Here is a 19,450-nt window from a genome sequence, read left to right on the forward strand (position 1 = left end):
GGCTCCGTCCGGCCAGTTTCGGTCACTCGACTTCCGTGCCCAGATCGTCAACAATTGGGCGCGCCATTGCGTCCGGACGGAGTTTCGCTGTACGGACCAACCACTTTAGGGGTATCAATGTCCTCAGAGATTGAAGCCCTCACCGAGATGCTTCGCGAAGCGGAAGCATTGCTGCGCTCCTACGGCCAAGTTCATTGGGCGGACTGGCTGGCCAAAGATGCGAGGCTCATTCGCCTCCATGATGGCTTCGGCGTGGAACACCTACTGTCAGCATACGGGGGCATGGGCAGTCTCAATGATGTTGTTCTTCAGCGGATCGGTGGTGGGGCCTCAGTGCTGGTCCCCCACGACGACAACGAGCGTTTCGACGAACTTCGATGCGAAATTTACGAACTTGCGAAAAGACTCAACAAATGGGTGAATGCCCGTGACTGAGCGCTACAGCCCGGAAACCCTGCGAAGAACAGCGACGCTTATCCAAGGGCGCTTTAACGTGTCGACTGCCCGCTCGACGCAACTGGCAGCTGAAGCGCTGAACGGGATCGATGCGCACGGACTCGATCCTGACGATTGGGATACGGTGGTGGCCACTGTCGATGTCGTCGTTCGAGCTTGGATTTCCAGCCGCAGTGGTCGATAGGCAATTCACTGCCGAAAGACGATGACGTCGACAGCGCGGATCAAATCCTCAATTCGACCAAGCTCCGTATCGGGAATCTCTGCACGACGATCTGCTCGCAATGCTCGTAAGGCCTCGCGAAGCGCCCCCCAATCGTCGGTCAGGCCGCTCGTCAGTGGCCATGCCGAGAGCAAATGTCGCAAAGGGCGAACGGCACGCCGTTCGCACCACGCATCAAATAGCTCGGAGCATCCTGAATTGATTTCGTCTAGGGACATTGATTGGTCGGTAATCAGCCATGCTCGTTGATTATGCTACCAATGATGCAACATTTGAATGGCCGCTGTTGGGTGAGTTGAAGGTCCCTTCAGGGTCGCGAGCTGCCGATCACGTACCAACAAGATCGGCACGCTCGACGACCAGAACGTTGCGATTGAACCATGCGCATTTCGCAAACCAGCCGGCCGCCGCACCAGCGAAGATGATCAAACGTAACGCGCTTCGTTGAGGTCGGCGATAAGCGTCGGACCCGTGGGATGCCAGTTCAACCGCGCCTGCGTGCGGGCGCTGGAAGCCGGCATATCGAGACCGACGAACATCGCCATCCATCCGTAATGTGCCGCTGCGTCTTCTGGGGCGATCGAAACGACGGGCAAGTTCAGGCCTCGACCAAGCGCCTCAGCGATGTCCCGACTGCTGACGCCTTCTTCGCCAACCGCGTGATAACGTGCGCCTCGTTCACGCGCTTCCACGGCGAGCCTGTAGAGGCGCACGACATCGGAAAGGTGACCCGCCGGCCAGCGGTTGCGGCCCTCTCCCACATAGGCCACGGCGCCTTTTTCGCGAGCGAACTCGATGAGCGGTGAAATCAGACCCTGCTTGAACGGGTTGTGAACCTGCGGCAGTCGCACCACGGACACGTTGATACCCGCCTCCAGCAGCGCATTCCCAGCCAGTTCGGATGCGATTCGCGGATTCGGATGGCTGGTATCGAAGACGTCTTCGCTGGCCGGCTCGCCATGTTGACCGCTGCCCATTCCTGTCCCCGAGGTAATGATCAAGGGTCGGTCGGAGCCGGCGAGTGCGTCACCGAGCGCGGCGATGGCGCGCTTGTCCTTCTCGCAATTCTCGACGAATCTCGAGAAATCGTGGTCAAAGGCCGTGTGGATGACCCCGTCTGCCTTCGCGGCGCCGCTGCGCAAGCTTTCCGGATCTTCAAGGGTTCCGCGATGCACCTCGACCCCGGCGGCATCCAGTGCCCGGGCTCCGTCGTCCGAGCGGGTCATACCGATCACATGATGGCCTGCCTGGATGAGCTCGGGAACGAGAGCCGAACCGATGAATCCTGTCGCGCCCGTAAGAAAAATACGCATGCTGAAGCCTCCCTGGTGGTCAGAGGCTAACTATCCGGCCATTTCCCATGCCTTTAAAGTAGTGAGATCATCATATTAAGATCACTAACAGGCTGCCTAGGCCGATCGACACGCCCACTTAGCCCTACGGCAGCGGGCTGGACCCACGCGAAGCCCGGAAGACCCGTTGCCATCTGGTAGCGGGTGAGCCGAGCCGCCGCGCAGTACAACGGGTATCAATAGGTCCGGCCACCCCCAATCACGTTGCCCGCTGCGCCATCAGGCGTTTGTACTTGCGAGTTCGGCATGCGTCAGTTGTTTGCTGCAGAATCAACGCGCGCAGCGGTGACACCTTAGGATCGGTTTTCATGCCCAGGCTTAGCTTGCGCAACTGGAACTTGACGGTCGCCATGTTCGCGAGCGAAGCCAGCGTCTTGTTCTTCCAGGTGATCGGCGAAAGCTGCGGCGCAGTGTCTTTTCCGCCTTGCCAGGCTTGGGGCAAACTGGGTTCGATCGCGAGAGCGGTGCCCACGCCGACCATGTCCACGCCGCTCTTGACCACCTGTTCGGCGATTTGCCGACGGCGGATCCCTCCGGTGACCATGACCGGCATCTCCGCCACCTTCCGGATGTCGCGTGCGAACTCCACGAAATAGGCCTCGCGCGCCAACGTGCGACCGTCACGAGCTTCGCCCTGCATGGCAGGTGCTTCGTAGCTGCCGCCGGACAGTTCGACCAGATCCACTTTCAAACCGTTGAGCAGTTTGACGACTTGCCGGGCGTCGTCGGCAGTGAAGCCGCCGCGCTGGAAGTCGGCTGAGTTCAGCTTGACGGCAACGGAGAACTGCGGAGAAACCACGGCACGAACCGCTTTGACAACCTCCAGTAGCAGACGCGCGCGGTTCGCGAGCGATCCTCCCCATTCATCCGTTCTCCGGTTCGCGAGCGGCGAAAGAAACTGGCTCAACAGATAGCCATGGGCCGCGTGAATTTCCACGCCCGTGAATCCCGCCCGCTCCGCGAGTTGCGCGGTACGGGCAAATCGCACGATCACGTCGTCGATGATTTCCTGCGTCATGGCGAGCGGCGTATTGAAGCGTTTCGACAACTTGCCCAAGTCGAGCGGTATCGCAGAAGGCGCCCATGTCGGCTGGCCAAGATTGGCTTGCATCTGACGACCCGGATGATTGATCTGCAGCCAGAACTGTGCGCCTTTGGATCGGCCGATCTGCGCCCAGCGCGCGAACTTCGCCAGTTGCGTATCGTCCTCCAGGACCACGCCGCCGGGTCCCGTCATGGCGCGGCTGTCGACCATTACATTGCCCGTTATCAGCAGGCCGGCGCCGCCGTTGGCCCACGCCTCGTAGAGCCGCATCAGTTTCTCTGATGGACCCTGGCTGGCATCCGCCATGTTTTCTTCCATGGCGGCTTTGGCGATACGGTTGGGGATGACCGAACCGTTAGGGAGAGTCAGTTTGTCGAACACGTTCATAGGAACACCTCGATTGATCGTGTTGCAACTCTAAGTTTGAAGTCAAGTTTAAGGTCAAGCATTTTTTTGACGATGGGCTCAAAACGGAACGAGCCACCCGTGGGTAGCTCGTTGACTTGCCTGCATACGTCAGCATCGGCGCGATCGCGCGCCGTTGACGGCTTTATGACTCTTTGATGAACGCGAGCAGATCAGCATTGATCGTGTCGGCGTTGGTCGTCGGCATGCCGTGAGGAAAACCAGCGTAGGTTTTCAGCGTACTGTTCCTCGCCAGCTTCGCCGAGAGCGGTCCCGAATCCGCATAGGGAACAATCTGGTCGTCGTCGCCATGCATGACCAGAACGGGAATGGTGGTGCTTTTCAGGTCTTCGGTGAAATCCGTCTGCGAGAAGGCGACGATGCCGTCATAGTGGGCCTTCGCGCTACCCATCATGCCCTGCCGCCACCAGTTCTGGATGATGCCCTCGGACGGCTTTGCATTGGGCCGGTTGTAACCGTAGAACGGGCCGGCAGGAATGTCGCGGTAAAACTGCGCGCGGTTGGCCGCGAGCTGTGCCTGAAGATCGTCGAACACCTGCTTGGGCAGGCCGCCCGGGTTGCTCTCCGTCTTGACCATGATCGGCGGCACAGCGCTGATCAGGACCGCCTTGGCAACGCGGTCTTCGCCATGGCGAGCGACATAGTGGATCACCTCGCCGCCGCCCGTGGAATGGCCCACGTGTACCGCCTTCTGCACGCCGAGATGGTTCACGACCGCCGCAACGTCGTCGGCGTAATGATCCATGTCATGGCCGTCCCACACCTGACTCGACCTTCCATGTCCGCGCCGGTCATGCGCGACGACCCGGAAACCCTTGGCCAGAAAGAAGAGCATCTGGGCATCCCAATCATCTGCACTGAGCGGCCATCCGTGATGAAAGAAAATGACCTGCGCGTCACGCGGGCCCCAGTCCTTATAGAAAATATCGACGCCATCCTTCGTTGTGACAAATCCCATTTTTGCTTCTCCGGTGATGAGTTAGCAGTCAATCGGTGCGATGCGTCTGATCGCGGCCGGTCAGGCTGACGTACTGCTCCGTCTGTCGGATGGAGCCTGTGGACGCCTTGCTTGACCGTCTTTTAACTGTAGGATTAAAGTGAACTTTAGGGTCAATACTTTTTAAAAGTGCCATATGAAGATCGGAAAACTGGCGGAACTCAGCGGCCTGAGCGCGTCTCGTATCCGCTTCTACGAAGCAAGCGGCGTGATCAAGGCGGTCGAGCGGACGGCGAACGGCTATCGCGACTACCCTTCGGAGGCGTTGACGATACTCGAGATTATTGCCATTGCCCAGCGCGCAGGTTTCTCTCTTGAACAGATCCGGCATCTGCTGCCAACGGATCAGGGCTCGTGGCAACATGAATCGTTAGTCGAAGCGCTGAAGCAGAAAGTGACCGAAATCGAAGCGATGCAGGAGCGCTTGAATCAGAATCGGGCGCAACTACTCATAGCCATTGAGAGCATCGAAAACAGACCGGCAAATCTGGATTGTTCAGACAGAAAAGAGTGGGTGTTGGGACGTCTCCGCGAAAACGGGGTTGTGCCGGAACGGAAGAAGGGCTCGCGCTGATCCCCTGGCGCGAAGTTTCACCACCTGACAATTGTCGGCTTTCCTGAGGTCGTGATGAATTAGCCGTGCCGAAATGCTTGACCTTAAAGTTGAGTTGAATCTTAGAGTATGTCCTGCAGGAAGCGATCTGTTTGCTACGACGGCCTGCAGGCAACCATCTAGGAAGGTCAACGGATATGGACAGGCGGTTCACACAGGTCGAGTTTGGATCACACAAGGTTGAAGTTATCGAGGGCGGATACTACGACCGTTTCCGCATGAATCCGAACCTCGACGAGGTGGCGCGGGACCCCGCTGTCGGGAACATAGACTTTTTCCGCAGAATACCGAAGCATCAGGTCGAGTCTCGGGTCGGTCCGATCTGGGCGCCGAATTTCTACTACCGCACCAGCAGTGTCCAGGTCCTGATGCTAGCCCCGTTGGCGCGATTGCGCGCCGCGCTGCCGACGCCTCTTGAGCCGTTGCACGCATTGCCCGGCTACGGCTTGGTGGCGCTGACATTCTTTTCGTACGCCGTTTGCGATAACGATCCGTACGATGAGGTCTCGGTCGCCGTTGTTATCCGCCGACCTGGCGCGCGCGGGTCGCATCTGCTCGAACTGCTCGATTCAATGCGGCGTCGAAGCTTTTTCGCGCACGTCCTTGCGCTCCCGGTTTCCACCGAAATAGCGAGAGTGCGTGGGGTGTATGGCTACCAGTTACCCAAATGGCTCGCGGCAATCACCGTCGATCTCGGTGCGGGCGTCAAAGCCGGTATATCGTCCCTCGACGGAAGGCCGGACCTGGCGCTGAGCGCGCCGCTGCCCGTGCTACACAGCGCTGCGCCGCAATCTCAGATGGGGACGTCGACAATGGTGCACGTGGTCGACGGTCAATGGCATCAGACTTCGGTTCAGACCAATACGTTATCGTCCGCTCAACGCATTCTTCCCCGGAACGTAGAACTGGTGCGTAGCGGTGGCCCGTTGAGCCAGCTTCTCGATGGACTGGGTGTCTCGACAATTGTTCGCTTCGACGTGGTCAAGGACGCGCAAGTGGTTCTGAATCTGCCCACGCGTCTGACGGCCTTTGATTAAGCTTGAAGCAATAGGCAGGTCTGCGGATCCGCCACGAGCGTCACGCGGGCGCGGATTCTGGAATAACGGCGGAGTATCGAGTCTATGAAGATCGGAGAACTTTCGGAGCGCACCGGACTGACCCCGTCACGTATCCGCTTCTACGAGCGCATTGGGTTGCTGAAGGCCGTCCAACGCCAGCCCAATGGGTATCGGACCTACCCCACCGAGGCCGTGCTGGTGCTCGATCTGGTTGCGACCGCGCAGAAGGCCGGCTTCAGCCTCGATGAAATTGGCATGCTGCTGCCGCCCGATCCGACGCAGTGGCAACACGGCAAGTTGCTTGAAACGCTCCGCCTCAAGGTGCAGGACATCGAAGCGTTGGAAGCGCGATTGGCGCAGAGCAAAACGCATCTCGTGTCGCTGATCGCGGAGATTGAAGCCAAGCCGGTCGAGATCGATTGCACGACTAACGCAAAGAGAGTGCTGTCGCGGATGCGCCGTGGCGAAATGGCAAGCCCCGTCCTCGCGTCGGGCGATGTGAAGGCACTCGGGAAGGCGAATCGCCGGTGACTGGTAAGGTCCCGCCAGGTCAGTGTCTGCGATGTCCGCACGGGAACAATAAAAGGATGTTTGAACATGGCAAAACGCATACTGCACGTCGTCAGCAACGTCGCCAATTATGCCGACCAGGCCGAGCCTACTGGCTTGTGGCTGTCGGAGTTGACGCATGCGTGGCACGTCTTCGGCGAGAAGGGCTACGATCAGCAGATCGTCAGTCCGAAAGGCGGAGTTTCGCCGCTCGAGCCGCGCTCGCTTAAGTGGCCCCTCGCCGATGCTTCGGTGACGGAATGGCTCAACGACGGAAGCCGGCAGGCGCTGCTTTCGGCAACCAGCCGTCCCGACCAGATCGATCCGGCGGACTTCGACGCGATCTATTTCACAGGCGGCCACGCCGTCATGTGGGACTTTCCGGACGACGAGCCTCTGCAGCGAATCACGCGCGACATCTACGAGCGTGGCGGAATCGTCTCGTCCGTTTGTCATGGCTATTGCGGTCTGCTGAACACCAGGCTTTCAAACGGCGCGCTGCTGGTCGCCGGACGCAGGCTTACCGGTTATTCCTGGGTCGAAGAAGTACTCGCGGGAGTTGCCAATAAGGTGCCCTACAACGCTGAGCAGGAAATGGTCCGCCGCGGTGCGTTGTACGAGAAGGCGTTGCTGCCGTTCGTCTCGAAAGTGGTCACCGACGGTCGCCTCGTGACCGGTCAGAATCCGCAATCGGCCAAGGCGACGGCAAGCCAGGTTGCAGCGCTTCTTGATAACTGAAGTCAGGACTTCGACCTCTATCTGGAACCCGTTCACGGCGCCAACGCGCAGGCTCTCCTTGAGCGTCAGCCGCTGAGCCGTGCGGGGAGTTCGCTCGTGGAAATTCTCCGGAATCGCCTCCTGAAATGCAGCAACCAGGCTATGGCGCGATCACGGTCATCCTGAACGGTCCGCCGTTTTTTGCAGCATGCGCGACGGCCTCGTTCGCATCATCGAGTGCAAAAGTCGTCACATCGAAATGCCCCAGGTCCAGCAGCCCTCCGCGGATCAGACCCGTCATCAACGTCACCGCTTCCTTCGGATACATCCACTTGCCGCGTAGCGTGATGTCGTTGCGCATGATCCACGGATAGGGGAGTTCGAGCCCCGGACCGCCCAACATGCCGACTCCGCCCATCAGCACCACGCGCCCATATGGACGAACGGCCATCACCGCGGCGCGCACCGCTGTCGCGGACACCGACGGCGGCATCAGATCCATCACGCAATCGATCGGTCCTGGTGCGGCCTGCTGCATGTGTTCGCGATCCGTGGCTTCGTTGCCGGTCAGTGCCACGGTGCGTACGCGGTCGCCGAAGCGGCGCTTGAGATCGGCGAGCGCCTTTGCGTCGCGGCCCGGCGCGACCACGCATCGCGCGCCCATCGCCAGCGCCACCGCGACGCACGCGCTGCCGAAGTTGCCGGTCGCGCCGCTCACGAGCAGGATCTCGCCCGCGCGCAGATCGGACGCGAGCAGCCCGCCATACGGCACGAGGAGCGTGTTGAGCGCACACCAGCGGGCTGCATCGGCCGGCTCAAGGTCGCCGATGCGCACCGCGTTCTCGGTCGGCACACGCAAGCGCTCGGCGAACGGGCCATCGTGAAAGTAGCGCTGCAACTGCTTGCCACCCTCGCCGCGCGAACTCCAGCCTTGCAGCACGATGTCGGGCATCAGTGCATCGTCGCGCGAGCGCACGGTCGGATCGCAGAATACCCAGTCGCCCGGTTGTAGGCGCGTCGCGTCCGGACCGGTCGTCCTGACGCGGCCAATCGCGCCGCAGCCGGGCACGATCGGCAGCTCGATCGGGTAGCGGCGCTCGCCGCTGAACACTTCCTGCGCATAGGACAAAACCGGCGTCGCGACGACGTCCACGATGACCTCGCCAGTGCCGACCGAAGGATCCGCGATTGCCTCGATCTCGAGCGGCCTACCGAGCGTTTTCAGAATTGCAGCTTTCATAGTGTTTTCCGTCCGATGGGTGGGGAACAGGACGATTCTGGCAGGCGTAAAATTGGCAACAAGGCTCGCTCCACTCCTAGGATTGCCCGATACCACCCTGCACGAAACACAAGCGATGACCGCCACGACTCGAACTCAGTTCGGCGATTTTCTACGCTCCCGGCGCAAGAAGCTGACACCGGATGCGGCAGGCCTGAACAACGGGCGGCGCCGCCGCACGCCCGGGCTGCGGCGCGAAGAGGTCGCGGAACTGGCCGGCATCGGTGTCGATTGGTATGTGCGGATGGAGCAGGGGCGCGTCGTCAGCCCTTCGGAGTCGACGCTCGATGCGCTTGCGCAGGCGTTGCGGCTCGACAAGGCCGAAGCGGCCCACCTGCGCGCACTCGCGCGGCGCGACGAACCACGCGAGTTCGTGCGGGAGAGCGTGCCGCCCACCGTCGAACGACTCATTGCAAGTCTCGACCACCCGGCTTATGTGACAGGCCGGCGCTGGGATCTCCTTGCGTGGAATGCTGCCGCGGCGGACCTGTTCGGCTTCGATTGCCTCGCCGAAGCGGACCGTAACATCCTGATCTACATGTTCGTCGAGCCCGAAGCGCGTCGGCTCTTTGCCGCAAGCTGGTCCGACGAGGCGCGCCGCATGATCGCCCTGTTTCGCGTGAGCCACGATCTGTATGCGGGCGACCCAGCGTTCGTCGCACTAGTGGAGCGTCTGCGCGCGAACAGCGGCGAGTTCGCGCAGTGGTGGAGCACACACGACGTGCGCAGCGGCGTGTCGGGGCAGAAAGTATTCGTGCATGCGCAGCACGCAACGCAGCGCTACGAGTACGCGACGTTTCAGTCGAACGATGACCCCGCGCTAAAACTCGCGATCTATACGCGGGTTAGCGCCGATGCCGCGCCGCCGCTTACGCAGATTCCCTCTCGCCATCAAAGTTCAGGCGAGCCGCAGTGACCGCGGCATGATTTTCGTCGGCCCACTGAATCAGGACGTTCAACGCGTCGAACATCGAACGACCGAGGTCGGTCAGGCTGTATTCGACACCCGGTGGCTTCGTAGGAAAGACTTCACGATGTACGTAGCCGTCGCGTTGTAACTCATGAAGTGTCTGCGTGAGCATGCGCTGCGAAATGTCCGATACCAACCGGCGAAGCTCACCGAATCGATGTGGGCGCTCGGCCAGCGCCATCATTAGCAATGAACTCCACCGCCCGCCGATGACATCCATGACGTCGCGTGCCGGGCAATTCGTAAACGCACCGTATTTTGCCCGCGCCTCGTCAAGCCTCGTTTTGAGCGCGCCGGGCACCGCCTTGGTGGTTCCCATCGGGTAACTATCTCCTGAAAAACTGCCTTCTTTACGGAAGAGCGCGGACACCTGAATATCGAGGTGCTCTCAAAATGAGAGTAACACTCAGAATGAGGCTGGTCCATGAGCGACACCATTTTCGTCACCGGTGCATCCGGTCAACTCGGTCAACTGGTTATCAAGCATCTGCTTGCACGAGGCGTGACGCCAAACCGTATCATCGCCGGCACCCGCAGCCCCGAAAAGCTGGCTGACCTTGCGGCAGCGGGCATCGAGGTTCGCCAGGCGGACTTCGAAGACCTGCAAGGTCTGGCCGAAGCGTTCAAAGGCGTCGGTACTGCCCTCATCGTTTCAACCGATGCCGTGGATGGAGCCGACAGACGATTGAAGCAGCATCGCAATGCGGTACTGTCGGCCGCTGAGGCTGGGGTCAAGCGACTCGCCTATACGTCGATGCCCAATCCGGCCAGCTCGTTTCTGACCTTCGCACGGGACCATCTGGAAACTGAGCGAACCATCCAGGCCACAGGTTTGCCGCACGTGATTTTCCGAAACGGCTGGTATCACGAAAATTTGCTCAGGTCGCTCCCTGATGCTCTGAAAAGCGGCCAATGGTATTCGGCAACTGCAGATGGGAGAACGTCGAGCGCCGGACGAGAGGAGATGGCTGAAGCGATTGCCGCCGCGCTGGCCACGTCGACCTCCGGGAGCCGGACCTACACGCTCACAGGTACTGAGGCGCTGTCCAGCGAAGAAATCGCCGACCTCGCGCGCCGTGCTACTGGCAAGCCTCTTGCCGTCGTCCATGTGACTGACGAGCAATTCGCGACGGGGCTGAAAGCGGCGGGTGTTCCTGACGGTTTTGTTTCGCTATTGGTGTCGATTGAGGCGGAGGTTCGGGCTGGCAATCTGTCCATCGTCACGGACCATCTCGAATCGCTGATCGGCCGCACGCCAAAGCGGCTTGCGGATTATCTGCAAGAGGCCAAGGCGAGCTACGCGGTTTGACGATGTTCCCGAAATGCGGCCGCGACCGTACGCAAGGCCTCGCGCGACTTCGTATCCGAGAGACTCGAATGCAGCACGATTTCTGACGAAGGAAGCGCGGGGGTCGCAGGCGTGCATCAGCGTAAAGACGGAAAGCTCGCGGTTGCGTCTGCAAGGTCGACCGTCGACCGCCAACGAGCGTGCGGGTTCGCGCAGGTTGATACGTTCGACAGAGCCACACAGATCGTCAACAATGCGATATCCGGCTGGAAGCAACCTGTTGCATTCAGCTCGAAGTAACCGACAGCGTCGTCGATTTACTTGCCGATATCAGGATCAACATATGGCTCGCTCTGAACGTCTTCTTAGTCTCCTGCAAGTGCTACGGCGCTATCGACGTCCCGTGCGCGGTCAAGCCTTGGCCGAGGAGCTCGGTGTGAGTATCCGCACGCTATACCGCGACATCGCCAGTTTGCAGGCGCAAGGAGCAATGATCGAGGGGGAGCCGGGCGTTGGTTACCTGATGAAACCGGGTTTCATGCTGCCGCCCATGATGTTTCGCTCCGAAGAACTCGACGCTTTGGTTCTTGGCATGCGCTGGGTGGCTGATCGCTGCGACAGGACGCTATCGGACGGTGCGCTGAGCGCGCTTGCGAAGATAGCGGCCGTATTGCCGGCGGAACTGCGCCGCGAACTGGAGGAATCGTCGCTGCTAGTCGGTGCGCCGTTGAAGAGGCACGCCTACAAAGTCTCGTCGGATCTTCTGCGTGCGGCAGTCCGGGCAGAGCGAAAGCTCAATATTACTTATGTGGACGCCAGTGGTGCTGAATCGCAGCGCATCGTTTGGCCATTTGCGTTGGTGTATTTCGACCAGGCCCGCGTGCTGATGTGTTGGTGTGAGTTTCGCGCAGATTTCCGGAATTTCCGTTCGGACCGCATCCTGAACATCGAGGAAATGGAGGAGCGCTATCCCAGGAGACGCTCAACGCTGCTTCGTGAATGGCGCAAAGTCAATCATCTGGCTAGCCGCACGATACTGCCAGAATCTGACAGTATGCTCTCGTAGACTGAGCTTCCTTTCATGGCCAGGAGCTCAAAATGAAGTTTGCGTCTGTTCGTGTCGTTACTCAGCATATCGAAGGTCTGGTCGAGTTTTACCAGAAGCTTTCCGGTCTCGAAGCTGCACGGCCGGCTGATGGGTTCGCGGAAATACAATTCGAGGGGGCGGTACTGGCGATTTCGTCTGAGCACCTGATCAAGCTTTTCAATGCCGGCGCCGCCACTGCGGCCGCGAATCGGTCGGCGATCCTCGAGTTTGAGGTGGAGGACGTTGATGCAGTGTTCGAACGGATGAATGCGTTGGGGACCGACATCGTTATGCCGGCGACGTTGATGCCATGGGGCAATCGCTCGCTGTTGCTGCGCGACCCGGACGGGAATCTCATCAACGTATTTTCTCGACCCAGGCGCTGAGAGAGGCGGCGCCGGCAAGGGCCCTTGCCCGACCCCATTCCCAGCCATGCGGACGTATAGCCGCCGCGGCGTAGCAAACCGTCGCTATGACAATTGCAAGTTGAGGAACAAGCTGCCGCCCAGGTCTTTCGAAGGCGCTTATGCCAACTACCAGGCAAGCGCCCCGCAGGCGAACGTTTCGGTGTGGAGCGAAATGTGGATTCGTGCTCGCGCTAACCGTCTCCCGTTCCGTCACGACGCGGGAGAAATCCGTTTGATCCCGGCCGCGTGCCCGGTACGCTCGGGATCGTTGTTTGTGATGTGATTGGCCACGACTTCCCCTCGACGCGACTTACTGGATATCGGCTGGAGGATCCGGCATGAAATGGACTACCACTATTCCGATTAGTCCCAGCGCGCACAGGAAAGCCAGGAAATAGCAGATACGCTCGGTGAGCGTCGCCCTGCGCTTTTTGCGTTTAGGGGCATTACGGTTCCTGCTGAACGTGCGAATCCCCTGATCCTCAAGCGCTTCCTGCTGTACTTCCTTGTGTAGATTGTCCATCTGTCCGCTTTTTACTTGTATTTCACGTCTGACGATCCGGAATGATCTCAGATATTTGTAAGATTTGCGTCCCTTCGGCTTTCTCGCCAGCTTCCCGAATGACCGCCGCCTGGTTCCTTAATCATTGTCGAACCGCTCCTCGACCTGCGGCGTCCAGTATGTCGTTCTGAATGAATCCGCGACACCTGTTCGCCATGGCCCGAGTGCTTCGACGACCAATTGGGCAGCTTCAAAACATCATTTGATTAGATGTTTTACACTGTTCTCGATATCGAAGCGGACATGTGGTTGTAGCCGCCAATTATCACGATCTCGTGAAATTCGATGATTACGCAATTCGTGGTTAGGCAGGGGCGATCGTCTGCGTCGATATTCCAGTCCAATCAAGGAGAGACGGATCATGAGCAAGGTAATTAGCACATCAATCGCGGCCGTTGCCGCGCTCGCGCTGTCGGGCGGTGTTTATGCGCAGAACAACACGCTGGCGACTCCGACCACGGTGTCACCGGCCACCAATGCAACGAGCGGCTACGGCACGCCCGGCGCTACCAACTCGGACAGCGGCGTGGGCACCGGGTCGCTGAACTCGCGCCCGCAGAAGAGCACGAACAATGGCTCGACATCCGACACGCCGGCTTATGGAACCAATAACACGCTGGCAACCCCGACCACGATGTCGCCTGCTCCCAAATAACGGCACTTAATGACGATCACCCGGCGTAAGCGCACAGCAAACAAGCGCCTCTCATTCGCCAGTCGTCACAAGAAAAGCCGCTGTCCTCACGGATAGCGGTTTTTTTATTTCTCCCTAAAACGGGCCGAACTGGGACGGTCGCCGTCTGGCTGCGGTCTGCCAGCTTCGGTGGTTCGACACTGCGACCGAGATCATTGGGGATCGACAGAATCAAAGATGCCGGGTTTCCGATGGCGGGTTGCTCCAATCGTTCTGCAGGCCATTGACGTAGACAATCGGTGCACTCAGCGCTTCGTCAACGTTAAGGTCATCGATGCACATGATGTTGATATTGACGTACCGGAATCCAGTTTCGTTTGGCATGTCAACGCGATCAAATACGTGGACACCGCAACGCTTGCAGAACGGATGATGTGCAAACGGATTTTTGCCCCGATAGACCATCAGTGCATTTTCATCGGTAAGAAGGCGGAACGCTTCCGGGCGAACATTTACGAGCCAGAGCCATGCTTTACTGTAGAAGGTGCAGTTGCATTTCACTGTGCCCTCGCTGAAATCGATCTGAGCTTCGAACCTCACGGATTGGCAACGGCAACCTCCTCGATATGTCCGCAGCATTGGGTGCTCCTATGGATTGAGATGCACTCGTCATGCTTCGGCCTCGTAAAGCAGACCGTAACTCCCGCCCGTTCGTTTTATGCGTGCGAAACCGAGTTCCCCCAAATGCATCCCAGCGATCAACAGCCCCTCCGAACTGGCTACGTCCAGGAGCCGTGATCGTGTGACGGCGGCGAGCGAAGGGTCTTGATCGAATGCAATCGATACGTCTGGCCATTTAACCTGAATGTGAGGAAAATGAACAATATCGCCCCAAACAAGCAGGCCTTGATCGTGGGATTCGAGAAGATATCCGGAGTGCCCATCTGTGTGTCCCGGTAGCGGCATCGCCCGGATACCGGGAAGTACTTCTCCCTCATTGAACGTGCGAAGCCTGTCGCGGTAGCCGTCGAACACTTGACGTGCTATCAGGAAGTTACCTCGGGCACGCTCGCTGGCGCGACTTAGATTTCCATCGTCCTGCCAGAACTTGACCTCTTGCTGATGAGCAATAAGCTCCGCATTCGGAAAGCTAATGTGTCCGGCTGTGTCCACTAGGCCGCCGACATGATCGGGATGGGCGTGCGTAAGCAGGATCGTGTCGATTTCGGACGGTTCAACGCCAGCAAGCGATAAATTGGTTCTCAGTCGACCGCCCCATTGTTTGATGCCTCCAGCCCCGCCGTCTATGAGAATCGTGCGGCCCGCTCCGCGCACTACGTAGCAGTTGATATGGATAGCGGAAGGCTCCTTCTGCCCTGCATCACTTTGCATTCTGGAGGCCTCGGACGGATCGATGTTCGAGAGAAAGTCGAGGCTGGCGGTGAGGTAGCCGTCGCTGATTGCGGTGATCGTGAAATCCCCGACTCGTTGACTTGGAAAGCTAAAGGTGGACACGGTTCTTCTCCGGAAGACTTTCTAATTTCGGGCGTGAATGGTCGATGCGGCATACCCAAAACAACGGATGCGTGCCGTGAGACCCGTGTGGCGCGCGATGGCGTCGTCCAGCGCTTCCATGAACAGGTTCATCACCGGGGGCGTGCGAAATGTCTCAAGGCGATATTGGATTTCCGCGAAGACGGGATGTCCGTGTCCATGCCGAACGTCGACATAGATGACATGAACGTTTTTGAGTGCGGCTCCAAGGACACTCGTACAGAGTTCGATGCATTCGCTGGAAAGCTCGGCAAGCGTCTCATCAGACGGCATTTGCCCCGTAGCAATATAGAAAGTGACATTAGGCATCGCGGACCTGCTTTTACTGTTCGACCGAAACGGCATGGGAACGCGTCAGTTGTGCTGTCATCGGCGAATAAAGATGAATGCCTGCCGACATGCTCTCGACAAGCTGAGCGTTTCGCCGGGGCAGTTTTGCGAGCCAGCGGCGGTCCGGAAACTTCTCGAGTGCGACTGCTTGCATCGCCAACGGTGTGAGGCCCATCTGGATCAGAGGCTCGGGGCCGCTTGCGCAAAGCACCAGGAGTTCATCGGCATTGACTGCCGGCGCAATGCCGATATCGCTGTAGAGATTTCGGTGCCAGTCGGTGATGTGTTGCTGCCACCTTGCAAAATTGCCGCCGCCTTTCTGGCGATATTCCTCTCCCGTCAGGACGTCGAGACTGTCAATCGTGTGGATGGCGAGGTAGAGCGGGCAGCCATCGCTTAGTGACTTGAAGCGCTGCGACGTGTGGAAGCCCGTGACCGAGATGAGGGCGGGCAGTTTTTCAAGGCTGTAGAAGTCGTTCCATTCCGCTTCGCTGTTGGGATCGGCGAAGCTGCATTCCACGGTGTAGATCATCAGACTATCCTTCGTGACGGGGGAGCATGTTGCAGCGAACGATCCATGTTCATTGCATTAACGTAATGCTAATCTGTGATTTACCGCGCACATATCGATATATAGTCAGCCTTCAGTGACATTTGCTCAAGCTGGAGTCGGCGTATATCAACCGGCGAGACCCCAATGCGACGTAAGATTCCAAGCAATTCCGCGCTCATGGCTTTTGAGGCCGCGGCTCGACACGGCAGCTTCGCTCGCGCGGCCGAGGAGTTAGCGCTGACTGAGGGCGCCGTTAGTCGTCAGATCGGTCGACTGGAGGCATTTTTGGGCGTCGCGCTGTTCGAGCGCGTTGGAAACCGGGTACGGCTTGCGCCCAACGGCACGCGATACGCGGCGCAGGTTCGCGAGATTCTGGATCGGCTGGAACGGGACAGCCTATATCTGATGGGACAGCCCATCGAGGGCGCGACCATTGATATTGCCGCGATTCCGACCTTTGCCACTCGTTGGTTGATCCCTCGACTGAAACGCTTTCAAGATCGGCATCCGCACATTACCGTGCACATTGCCGAGCGTATGGACCCCTTCATTCTTGCCGGTAGCGGTTTCGACGCAGCGATCCATTTTGAGCATCCGGCGTGGGCGGGTATGCATTTGCATCGGCTGCTGGAGGAGGTGCTAGTGCCGGTCTGTAGTCCGGCGCTGCTCGCAGGCGTCGGTGCGAACCTTTCGCTCGATGAACTGCCACGCCTTCACCGGCGTCAGAACCCGGACGCATGGCAGCTATACGCTCAAGAGGCCGGTATCGTGCTGACCAATTCGGCGGTCGGCGCACGTTACGATCTCCATTCCATGTTGATCGAGGCGGCGCTAGCCGGCCTGGGGGTTGCGTTGGTGCCGCGTCTTTACGTGGGGGCAGAACTTGAACAAGGCCGTTTGGTTGCGCCCTGGCCGGACGGCAAAGCGATTGCCAAAAACTTCTGCCTCGTTCTTCCTGAGCCGATCGAGTTGAGTGAAGCGCCACTGCAGGCATTTGCGAAATGGATGCTTCAGGAAGCCCGGGGTTTAATGGCTTAAAGCAGGGCCTGACGCTCATCAAAACCAGCCTGGCCTCCGCCGTTTTCCTCGCGATGGTCGACGATTCTGCTTACCTGCCCTGAGGTTGTGACCGGGGCCGAAAGAGTAGTGTCCGCCTCGACGCCGCGACTTGACCCAATGCAGATTGGCTACCGGCCCGGTGAGACCTCGTGACAGCTTGACTACCGCTTTGGTCAGGCATCGTGAAACGCCCCTCGGTTATGCTCTTGACGCGCCGTATTGGCCTGGCAGCAACTAGGGAAGGGTGAAGCGACACCCGAAAACCGGTTACTTTGTATTTTCACACGGTTTTGGCCGGACTCAGCGTGATGACGAGCGGCCAAGTTCGAGCCAGCGCTTATCTTCATCAGCCGGTCGGCGGCTTGCCAGTGAAAACCGCCAATTGAGCGTCGAAAGCGCGTTTGTAGGCGGGCCGCGCTTCGCCGCGGGCGACATAAGCGGAGAGGTTCGGGTATTCGTCCAGCAAACCCGATGCTCTCAGCCTGAGCAGCACCGACACCATCATCAGGTCGCCCGCGCTGAACGCACCATCGAGCCAGTCGGCGTTGCCAAGGCGATCGGAAAGCTCACGCAACCGGTCACGGATGCGATCTTCGACGATAGGCAGGCGCTGCTCGTACCAGGCCTTGTCCGCCTCCTGAAACCTGGTGGTCTGGAGATCGAGGATCGGTGGCTCGACCGTGTTGAGCGCCGCAAACATCCATGTGATCGCGCGTGCGCGGGCATTCGCACCGTCAGGTAGCAGGCCTGTATGGTGCTCTGCGATATGGAACACGATGGCTCCCGATTCGAACAGGGTCAGCGCGCCTTCTTCATAGGTCGGGATCTGCCCAAAGGGATGAAGTGCTCGATGCGCGGGTTCCTTCATTGCGCTGAAAGAAACAAGGCGAACCTCGTAAGCTTGGCCGGCTTCTTCAAGCGCCCAGCGAACCCGCATGTCACGCGCCAGTCCCTTGCCGCGATCGGGCGATCGTTCAAAGACGGTGATAACGGGGATCGGTTGCGGGGGCATGGTGATTTCTCCTTTGCCAGATGTCTCGTCGAGTGCCGGACACGTCACTCCGGCACTTATCTATCAGACGTTCGCGATGGGGCTAAATCGACATCCTCGAACTAATTTTTTCTCAGGGATTGGGTAAATCGGTGTCCAGAACGACATCATCCGGGCACGAGACCGGTCTTCGCCATTCTGTTGAAAGCCCCAGGTAAGAATTCGGATCGTATGCATGCGGGCCATAACCTGTCGCAATTCGCCGGCACCAGCCGAAGCGGGTCAGCTCACTTGTCGGTATCCAGCAAGGTCTCAGCGGTGATGACGGTGCAGTATTCCTGGTCCAGATTGGCAAGCGACATTGCGTGCACGTCCTCCGCGCTTCGCAGGTTGCCATTCCAGTCTTTTCGATCAAACGTAAAACAGCAATCGGCTACGAGGTAGGTTGTGAAGCCCAGGTTGCCGGCCATACGGACCGTCGCTTCGACAGAGTTATTGGTGATGACGCCGGCGACCACCAGTGTGTGATGGCCTTGTGCGCGAAGTTGGGCTTCCAGATTCGTACCTATGAACGCATTGTTGGTCCGTTTCGGAATGACCGGCTCGCCGGCGACAGGTGTGGCCTCAGGTTTGAAGTCGTGTCCGCTTTGGCCCGGTCGATAATGCGAGCCGGGTTCGGTCGAGTCGTGCCGAATGTGCCATACCGGCCAGCCATGCCGCCGCCAGTGGTCGAGCAAACGTGCAATCTGAAGCTCGGCAAGCGGGTTGTTTCTGCGTCCCCAGCTTGGGTGGTCGATGGCTTTCTGAAGATCCACGAGCATAAGCACGGCGCCGGCCGGGCGTGGCAAGGCAGTCATTTTTTTCCCTGCGTAAGCGGACGTTGTCGCGAAGCGATTCGATTCAGGACTTTATCGCAAGTCGGCCGCAAGTTCGCACTCGCGGCAGTTGCCCGGTTTGATGCGGCCAGGACGAGACACTTGACTAAGGCGCCTGGATCGTCAACATCCCATGAGCGCGCGGGATGGATGTGCGCACCTTTCTCCTCAAACAACCTGGCCCGTGAATAGAAATGAGCGGTTTTGTCTTCACGGAGATTCTTCAACGGAGATACGGACGATGAACTCGAAAGCTACTTACTGGCGGTTGAGCCGAAGTTTGAGCAGCGATTGCATGAAGGGGCCTCCGAAGCTGGAGGCCCCACATTAGCGGCCGACTTACCCACGGTATACGCTTTGGCCGGCACGGACGTCTTTCTTTCCAAAAAACCTGGTAATTGAGGTTTCCGAAATATTTTTAGATG

23 protein-coding genes are annotated in these 19,450 nt (G+C 58.9%); 11 read left to right on the top strand and 12 right to left on the bottom strand.

The window, feature by feature from the left end:
- Positions 1-117 precede the first annotated feature (117 nt).
- Positions 118-435 carry a DUF6966 domain-containing protein gene (locus tag HWX91_RS02500; protein ID WP_042274631.1) on the top strand — a complete coding sequence of 106 codons (318 nt, stop codon included), beginning with the start codon at positions 118-120 and terminating at the stop codon, positions 433-435.
- A 669-nt stretch (positions 436-1,104) separates the two neighbouring features.
- On the opposite strand, the gene HWX91_RS02505 is transcribed toward HWX91_RS02500, so the two are convergent.
- From HWX91_RS02505 to HWX91_RS02515, 3 genes are all read right to left on the bottom strand, one after another.
- Positions 1,105-1,992: an SDR family oxidoreductase gene (locus HWX91_RS02505; RefSeq protein WP_028195808.1), complete on the bottom strand. Its 888-nt coding sequence runs from the start codon at positions 1,990-1,992 to the stop codon at positions 1,105-1,107.
- Between the two features lie 238 nt (positions 1,993-2,230).
- Positions 2,231-3,463 (bottom strand): NADH:flavin oxidoreductase/NADH oxidase family protein, encoded by a 1,233-nt coding sequence (locus HWX91_RS02510; protein ID WP_028195807.1) that lies wholly within the window; start codon positions 3,461-3,463, stop codon positions 2,231-2,233.
- 163 nt (positions 3,464-3,626) lie between these two features.
- Positions 3,627-4,460, bottom strand: coding sequence for an alpha/beta fold hydrolase (locus HWX91_RS02515; RefSeq protein WP_028195806.1), 834 nt, complete (start codon positions 4,458-4,460; stop codon positions 3,627-3,629).
- 175 nt (positions 4,461-4,635) lie between these two features.
- On the opposite strand from HWX91_RS02515, the gene HWX91_RS02520 reads away from it, so the two are divergent.
- From HWX91_RS02520 to HWX91_RS02535, 4 genes are all read left to right on the top strand, one after another.
- On the top strand, positions 4,636-5,073 hold the full coding sequence (locus HWX91_RS02520; protein WP_028195805.1) for a MerR family transcriptional regulator: 438 nt from the start codon (positions 4,636-4,638) through the stop codon (positions 5,071-5,073).
- A gap of 176 nt (positions 5,074-5,249) precedes the next feature.
- Complete coding sequence (locus HWX91_RS02525; protein WP_028195804.1) at positions 5,250-6,149, top strand: acetoacetate decarboxylase; 900 nt, start codon at positions 5,250-5,252, stop codon at positions 6,147-6,149.
- A gap of 84 nt (positions 6,150-6,233) precedes the next feature.
- On the top strand, positions 6,234-6,701 hold the full coding sequence (locus HWX91_RS02530; protein ID WP_028195803.1) for a MerR family transcriptional regulator: 468 nt from the start codon (positions 6,234-6,236) through the stop codon (positions 6,699-6,701).
- Positions 6,702-6,767: 66 nt separating this feature from the next.
- Positions 6,768-7,457: a type 1 glutamine amidotransferase domain-containing protein gene (locus HWX91_RS02535; RefSeq protein WP_028195802.1), complete on the top strand. Its 690-nt coding sequence runs from the start codon at positions 6,768-6,770 to the stop codon at positions 7,455-7,457.
- Between the two features lie 139 nt (positions 7,458-7,596).
- On the opposite strand, the gene HWX91_RS02540 is transcribed toward HWX91_RS02535, so the two are convergent.
- Positions 7,597-8,676 carry an alcohol dehydrogenase catalytic domain-containing protein gene (locus HWX91_RS02540; protein WP_028195801.1) on the bottom strand — a complete coding sequence of 360 codons (1,080 nt, stop codon included), beginning with the start codon at positions 8,674-8,676 and terminating at the stop codon, positions 7,597-7,599.
- A 115-nt stretch (positions 8,677-8,791) separates the two neighbouring features.
- On the opposite strand from HWX91_RS02540, the gene HWX91_RS02545 reads away from it, so the two are divergent.
- Positions 8,792-9,631, top strand: coding sequence for a helix-turn-helix transcriptional regulator (locus tag HWX91_RS02545; RefSeq protein WP_042274627.1), 840 nt, complete (start codon positions 8,792-8,794; stop codon positions 9,629-9,631).
- Here HWX91_RS02545 and HWX91_RS02550 read toward each other — a convergent pair.
- A complete protein-coding gene (locus tag HWX91_RS02550) occupies positions 9,585-10,055 on the bottom strand; it encodes a winged helix-turn-helix transcriptional regulator (protein WP_311734528.1) in 471 nt (156 codons plus the stop codon). The genes HWX91_RS02545 and HWX91_RS02550 overlap by 47 nt on opposite strands.
- A gap of 54 nt (positions 10,056-10,109) precedes the next feature.
- Between HWX91_RS02550 and HWX91_RS02555 the strand changes: the two genes are divergently transcribed.
- The 3 genes from HWX91_RS02555 to HWX91_RS02565 all read left to right on the top strand — a co-directional run bounded on the left by HWX91_RS02555 (position 10,110) and on the right by HWX91_RS02565 (position 12,446).
- Entirely contained in the window at positions 10,110-10,994 is an 885-nt protein-coding gene (locus HWX91_RS02555; protein WP_028195799.1) for an SDR family oxidoreductase, read from the top strand.
- Positions 10,995-11,316: 322 nt separating this feature from the next.
- Positions 11,317-12,039, top strand: coding sequence for a helix-turn-helix transcriptional regulator (locus tag HWX91_RS02560; RefSeq protein WP_028195798.1), 723 nt, complete (start codon positions 11,317-11,319; stop codon positions 12,037-12,039).
- 32 nt (positions 12,040-12,071) lie between these two features.
- Positions 12,072-12,446 carry a VOC family protein gene (locus HWX91_RS02565; protein ID WP_028195797.1) on the top strand — a complete coding sequence of 125 codons (375 nt, stop codon included), beginning with the start codon at positions 12,072-12,074 and terminating at the stop codon, positions 12,444-12,446.
- A gap of 331 nt (positions 12,447-12,777) precedes the next feature.
- Here HWX91_RS02565 and HWX91_RS02570 read toward each other — a convergent pair whose 3' ends face one another.
- Positions 12,778-12,990, bottom strand: a complete 213-nt coding sequence (locus HWX91_RS02570) for a hypothetical protein (RefSeq protein WP_028195796.1) — start codon at positions 12,988-12,990, stop codon at positions 12,778-12,780.
- A gap of 400 nt (positions 12,991-13,390) precedes the next feature.
- Here HWX91_RS02570 and HWX91_RS02575 point away from each other — a divergent pair, with 400 nt between their 5' ends.
- Positions 13,391-13,684: a hypothetical protein gene (locus tag HWX91_RS02575; protein ID WP_028195795.1), complete on the top strand. Its 294-nt coding sequence runs from the start codon at positions 13,391-13,393 to the stop codon at positions 13,682-13,684.
- A 210-nt stretch (positions 13,685-13,894) separates the two neighbouring features.
- Here HWX91_RS02575 and HWX91_RS02580 read toward each other — a convergent pair whose 3' ends face one another.
- Genes HWX91_RS02580 through HWX91_RS02595 form a run of 4 tightly spaced genes read right to left on the bottom strand, consistent with a single transcriptional unit; the run spans position 13,895 to position 16,079 of the window.
- Positions 13,895-14,302, bottom strand: a complete 408-nt coding sequence (locus tag HWX91_RS02580; protein ID WP_028195794.1) for a GFA family protein — start codon at positions 14,300-14,302, stop codon at positions 13,895-13,897.
- Between the two features lie 30 nt (positions 14,303-14,332).
- Positions 14,333-15,178 carry an MBL fold metallo-hydrolase gene (locus tag HWX91_RS02585; protein ID WP_028195793.1) on the bottom strand — a complete coding sequence of 282 codons (846 nt, stop codon included), beginning with the start codon at positions 15,176-15,178 and terminating at the stop codon, positions 14,333-14,335.
- A 21-nt stretch (positions 15,179-15,199) separates the two neighbouring features.
- Entirely contained in the window at positions 15,200-15,526 is a 327-nt protein-coding gene (locus tag HWX91_RS02590; protein WP_028195792.1) for a hypothetical protein, read from the bottom strand.
- A 13-nt stretch (positions 15,527-15,539) separates the two neighbouring features.
- The gene (locus HWX91_RS02595) at positions 15,540-16,079 is read right to left on the bottom strand and encodes a hypothetical protein (RefSeq protein WP_028195791.1); all 540 of its coding nucleotides are present in this window, start codon (positions 16,077-16,079) and stop codon (positions 15,540-15,542) included.
- 165 nt (positions 16,080-16,244) lie between these two features.
- On the opposite strand from HWX91_RS02595, the gene HWX91_RS02600 reads away from it, so the two are divergent.
- Positions 16,245-17,138 carry a LysR substrate-binding domain-containing protein gene (locus HWX91_RS02600; protein ID WP_028195790.1) on the top strand — a complete coding sequence of 298 codons (894 nt, stop codon included), beginning with the start codon at positions 16,245-16,247 and terminating at the stop codon, positions 17,136-17,138.
- Between the two features lie 367 nt (positions 17,139-17,505).
- Here HWX91_RS02600 and HWX91_RS02605 read toward each other — a convergent pair whose 3' ends face one another.
- Positions 17,506-18,171 carry a glutathione S-transferase family protein gene (locus HWX91_RS02605; protein ID WP_028195789.1) on the bottom strand — a complete coding sequence of 222 codons (666 nt, stop codon included), beginning with the start codon at positions 18,169-18,171 and terminating at the stop codon, positions 17,506-17,508.
- Between the two features lie 266 nt (positions 18,172-18,437).
- Positions 18,438-18,971, bottom strand: a complete 534-nt coding sequence (locus tag HWX91_RS02610) for a cysteine hydrolase family protein (protein WP_244144007.1) — start codon at positions 18,969-18,971, stop codon at positions 18,438-18,440.
- Between the last annotated feature and the right edge of the window lie 479 nt (positions 18,972-19,450).

The organism is Paraburkholderia fungorum (assembly GCF_902833645.1).
In the GTDB taxonomy this organism is placed as follows: domain Bacteria; phylum Pseudomonadota; class Gammaproteobacteria; order Burkholderiales; family Burkholderiaceae; genus Paraburkholderia; species Paraburkholderia fungorum.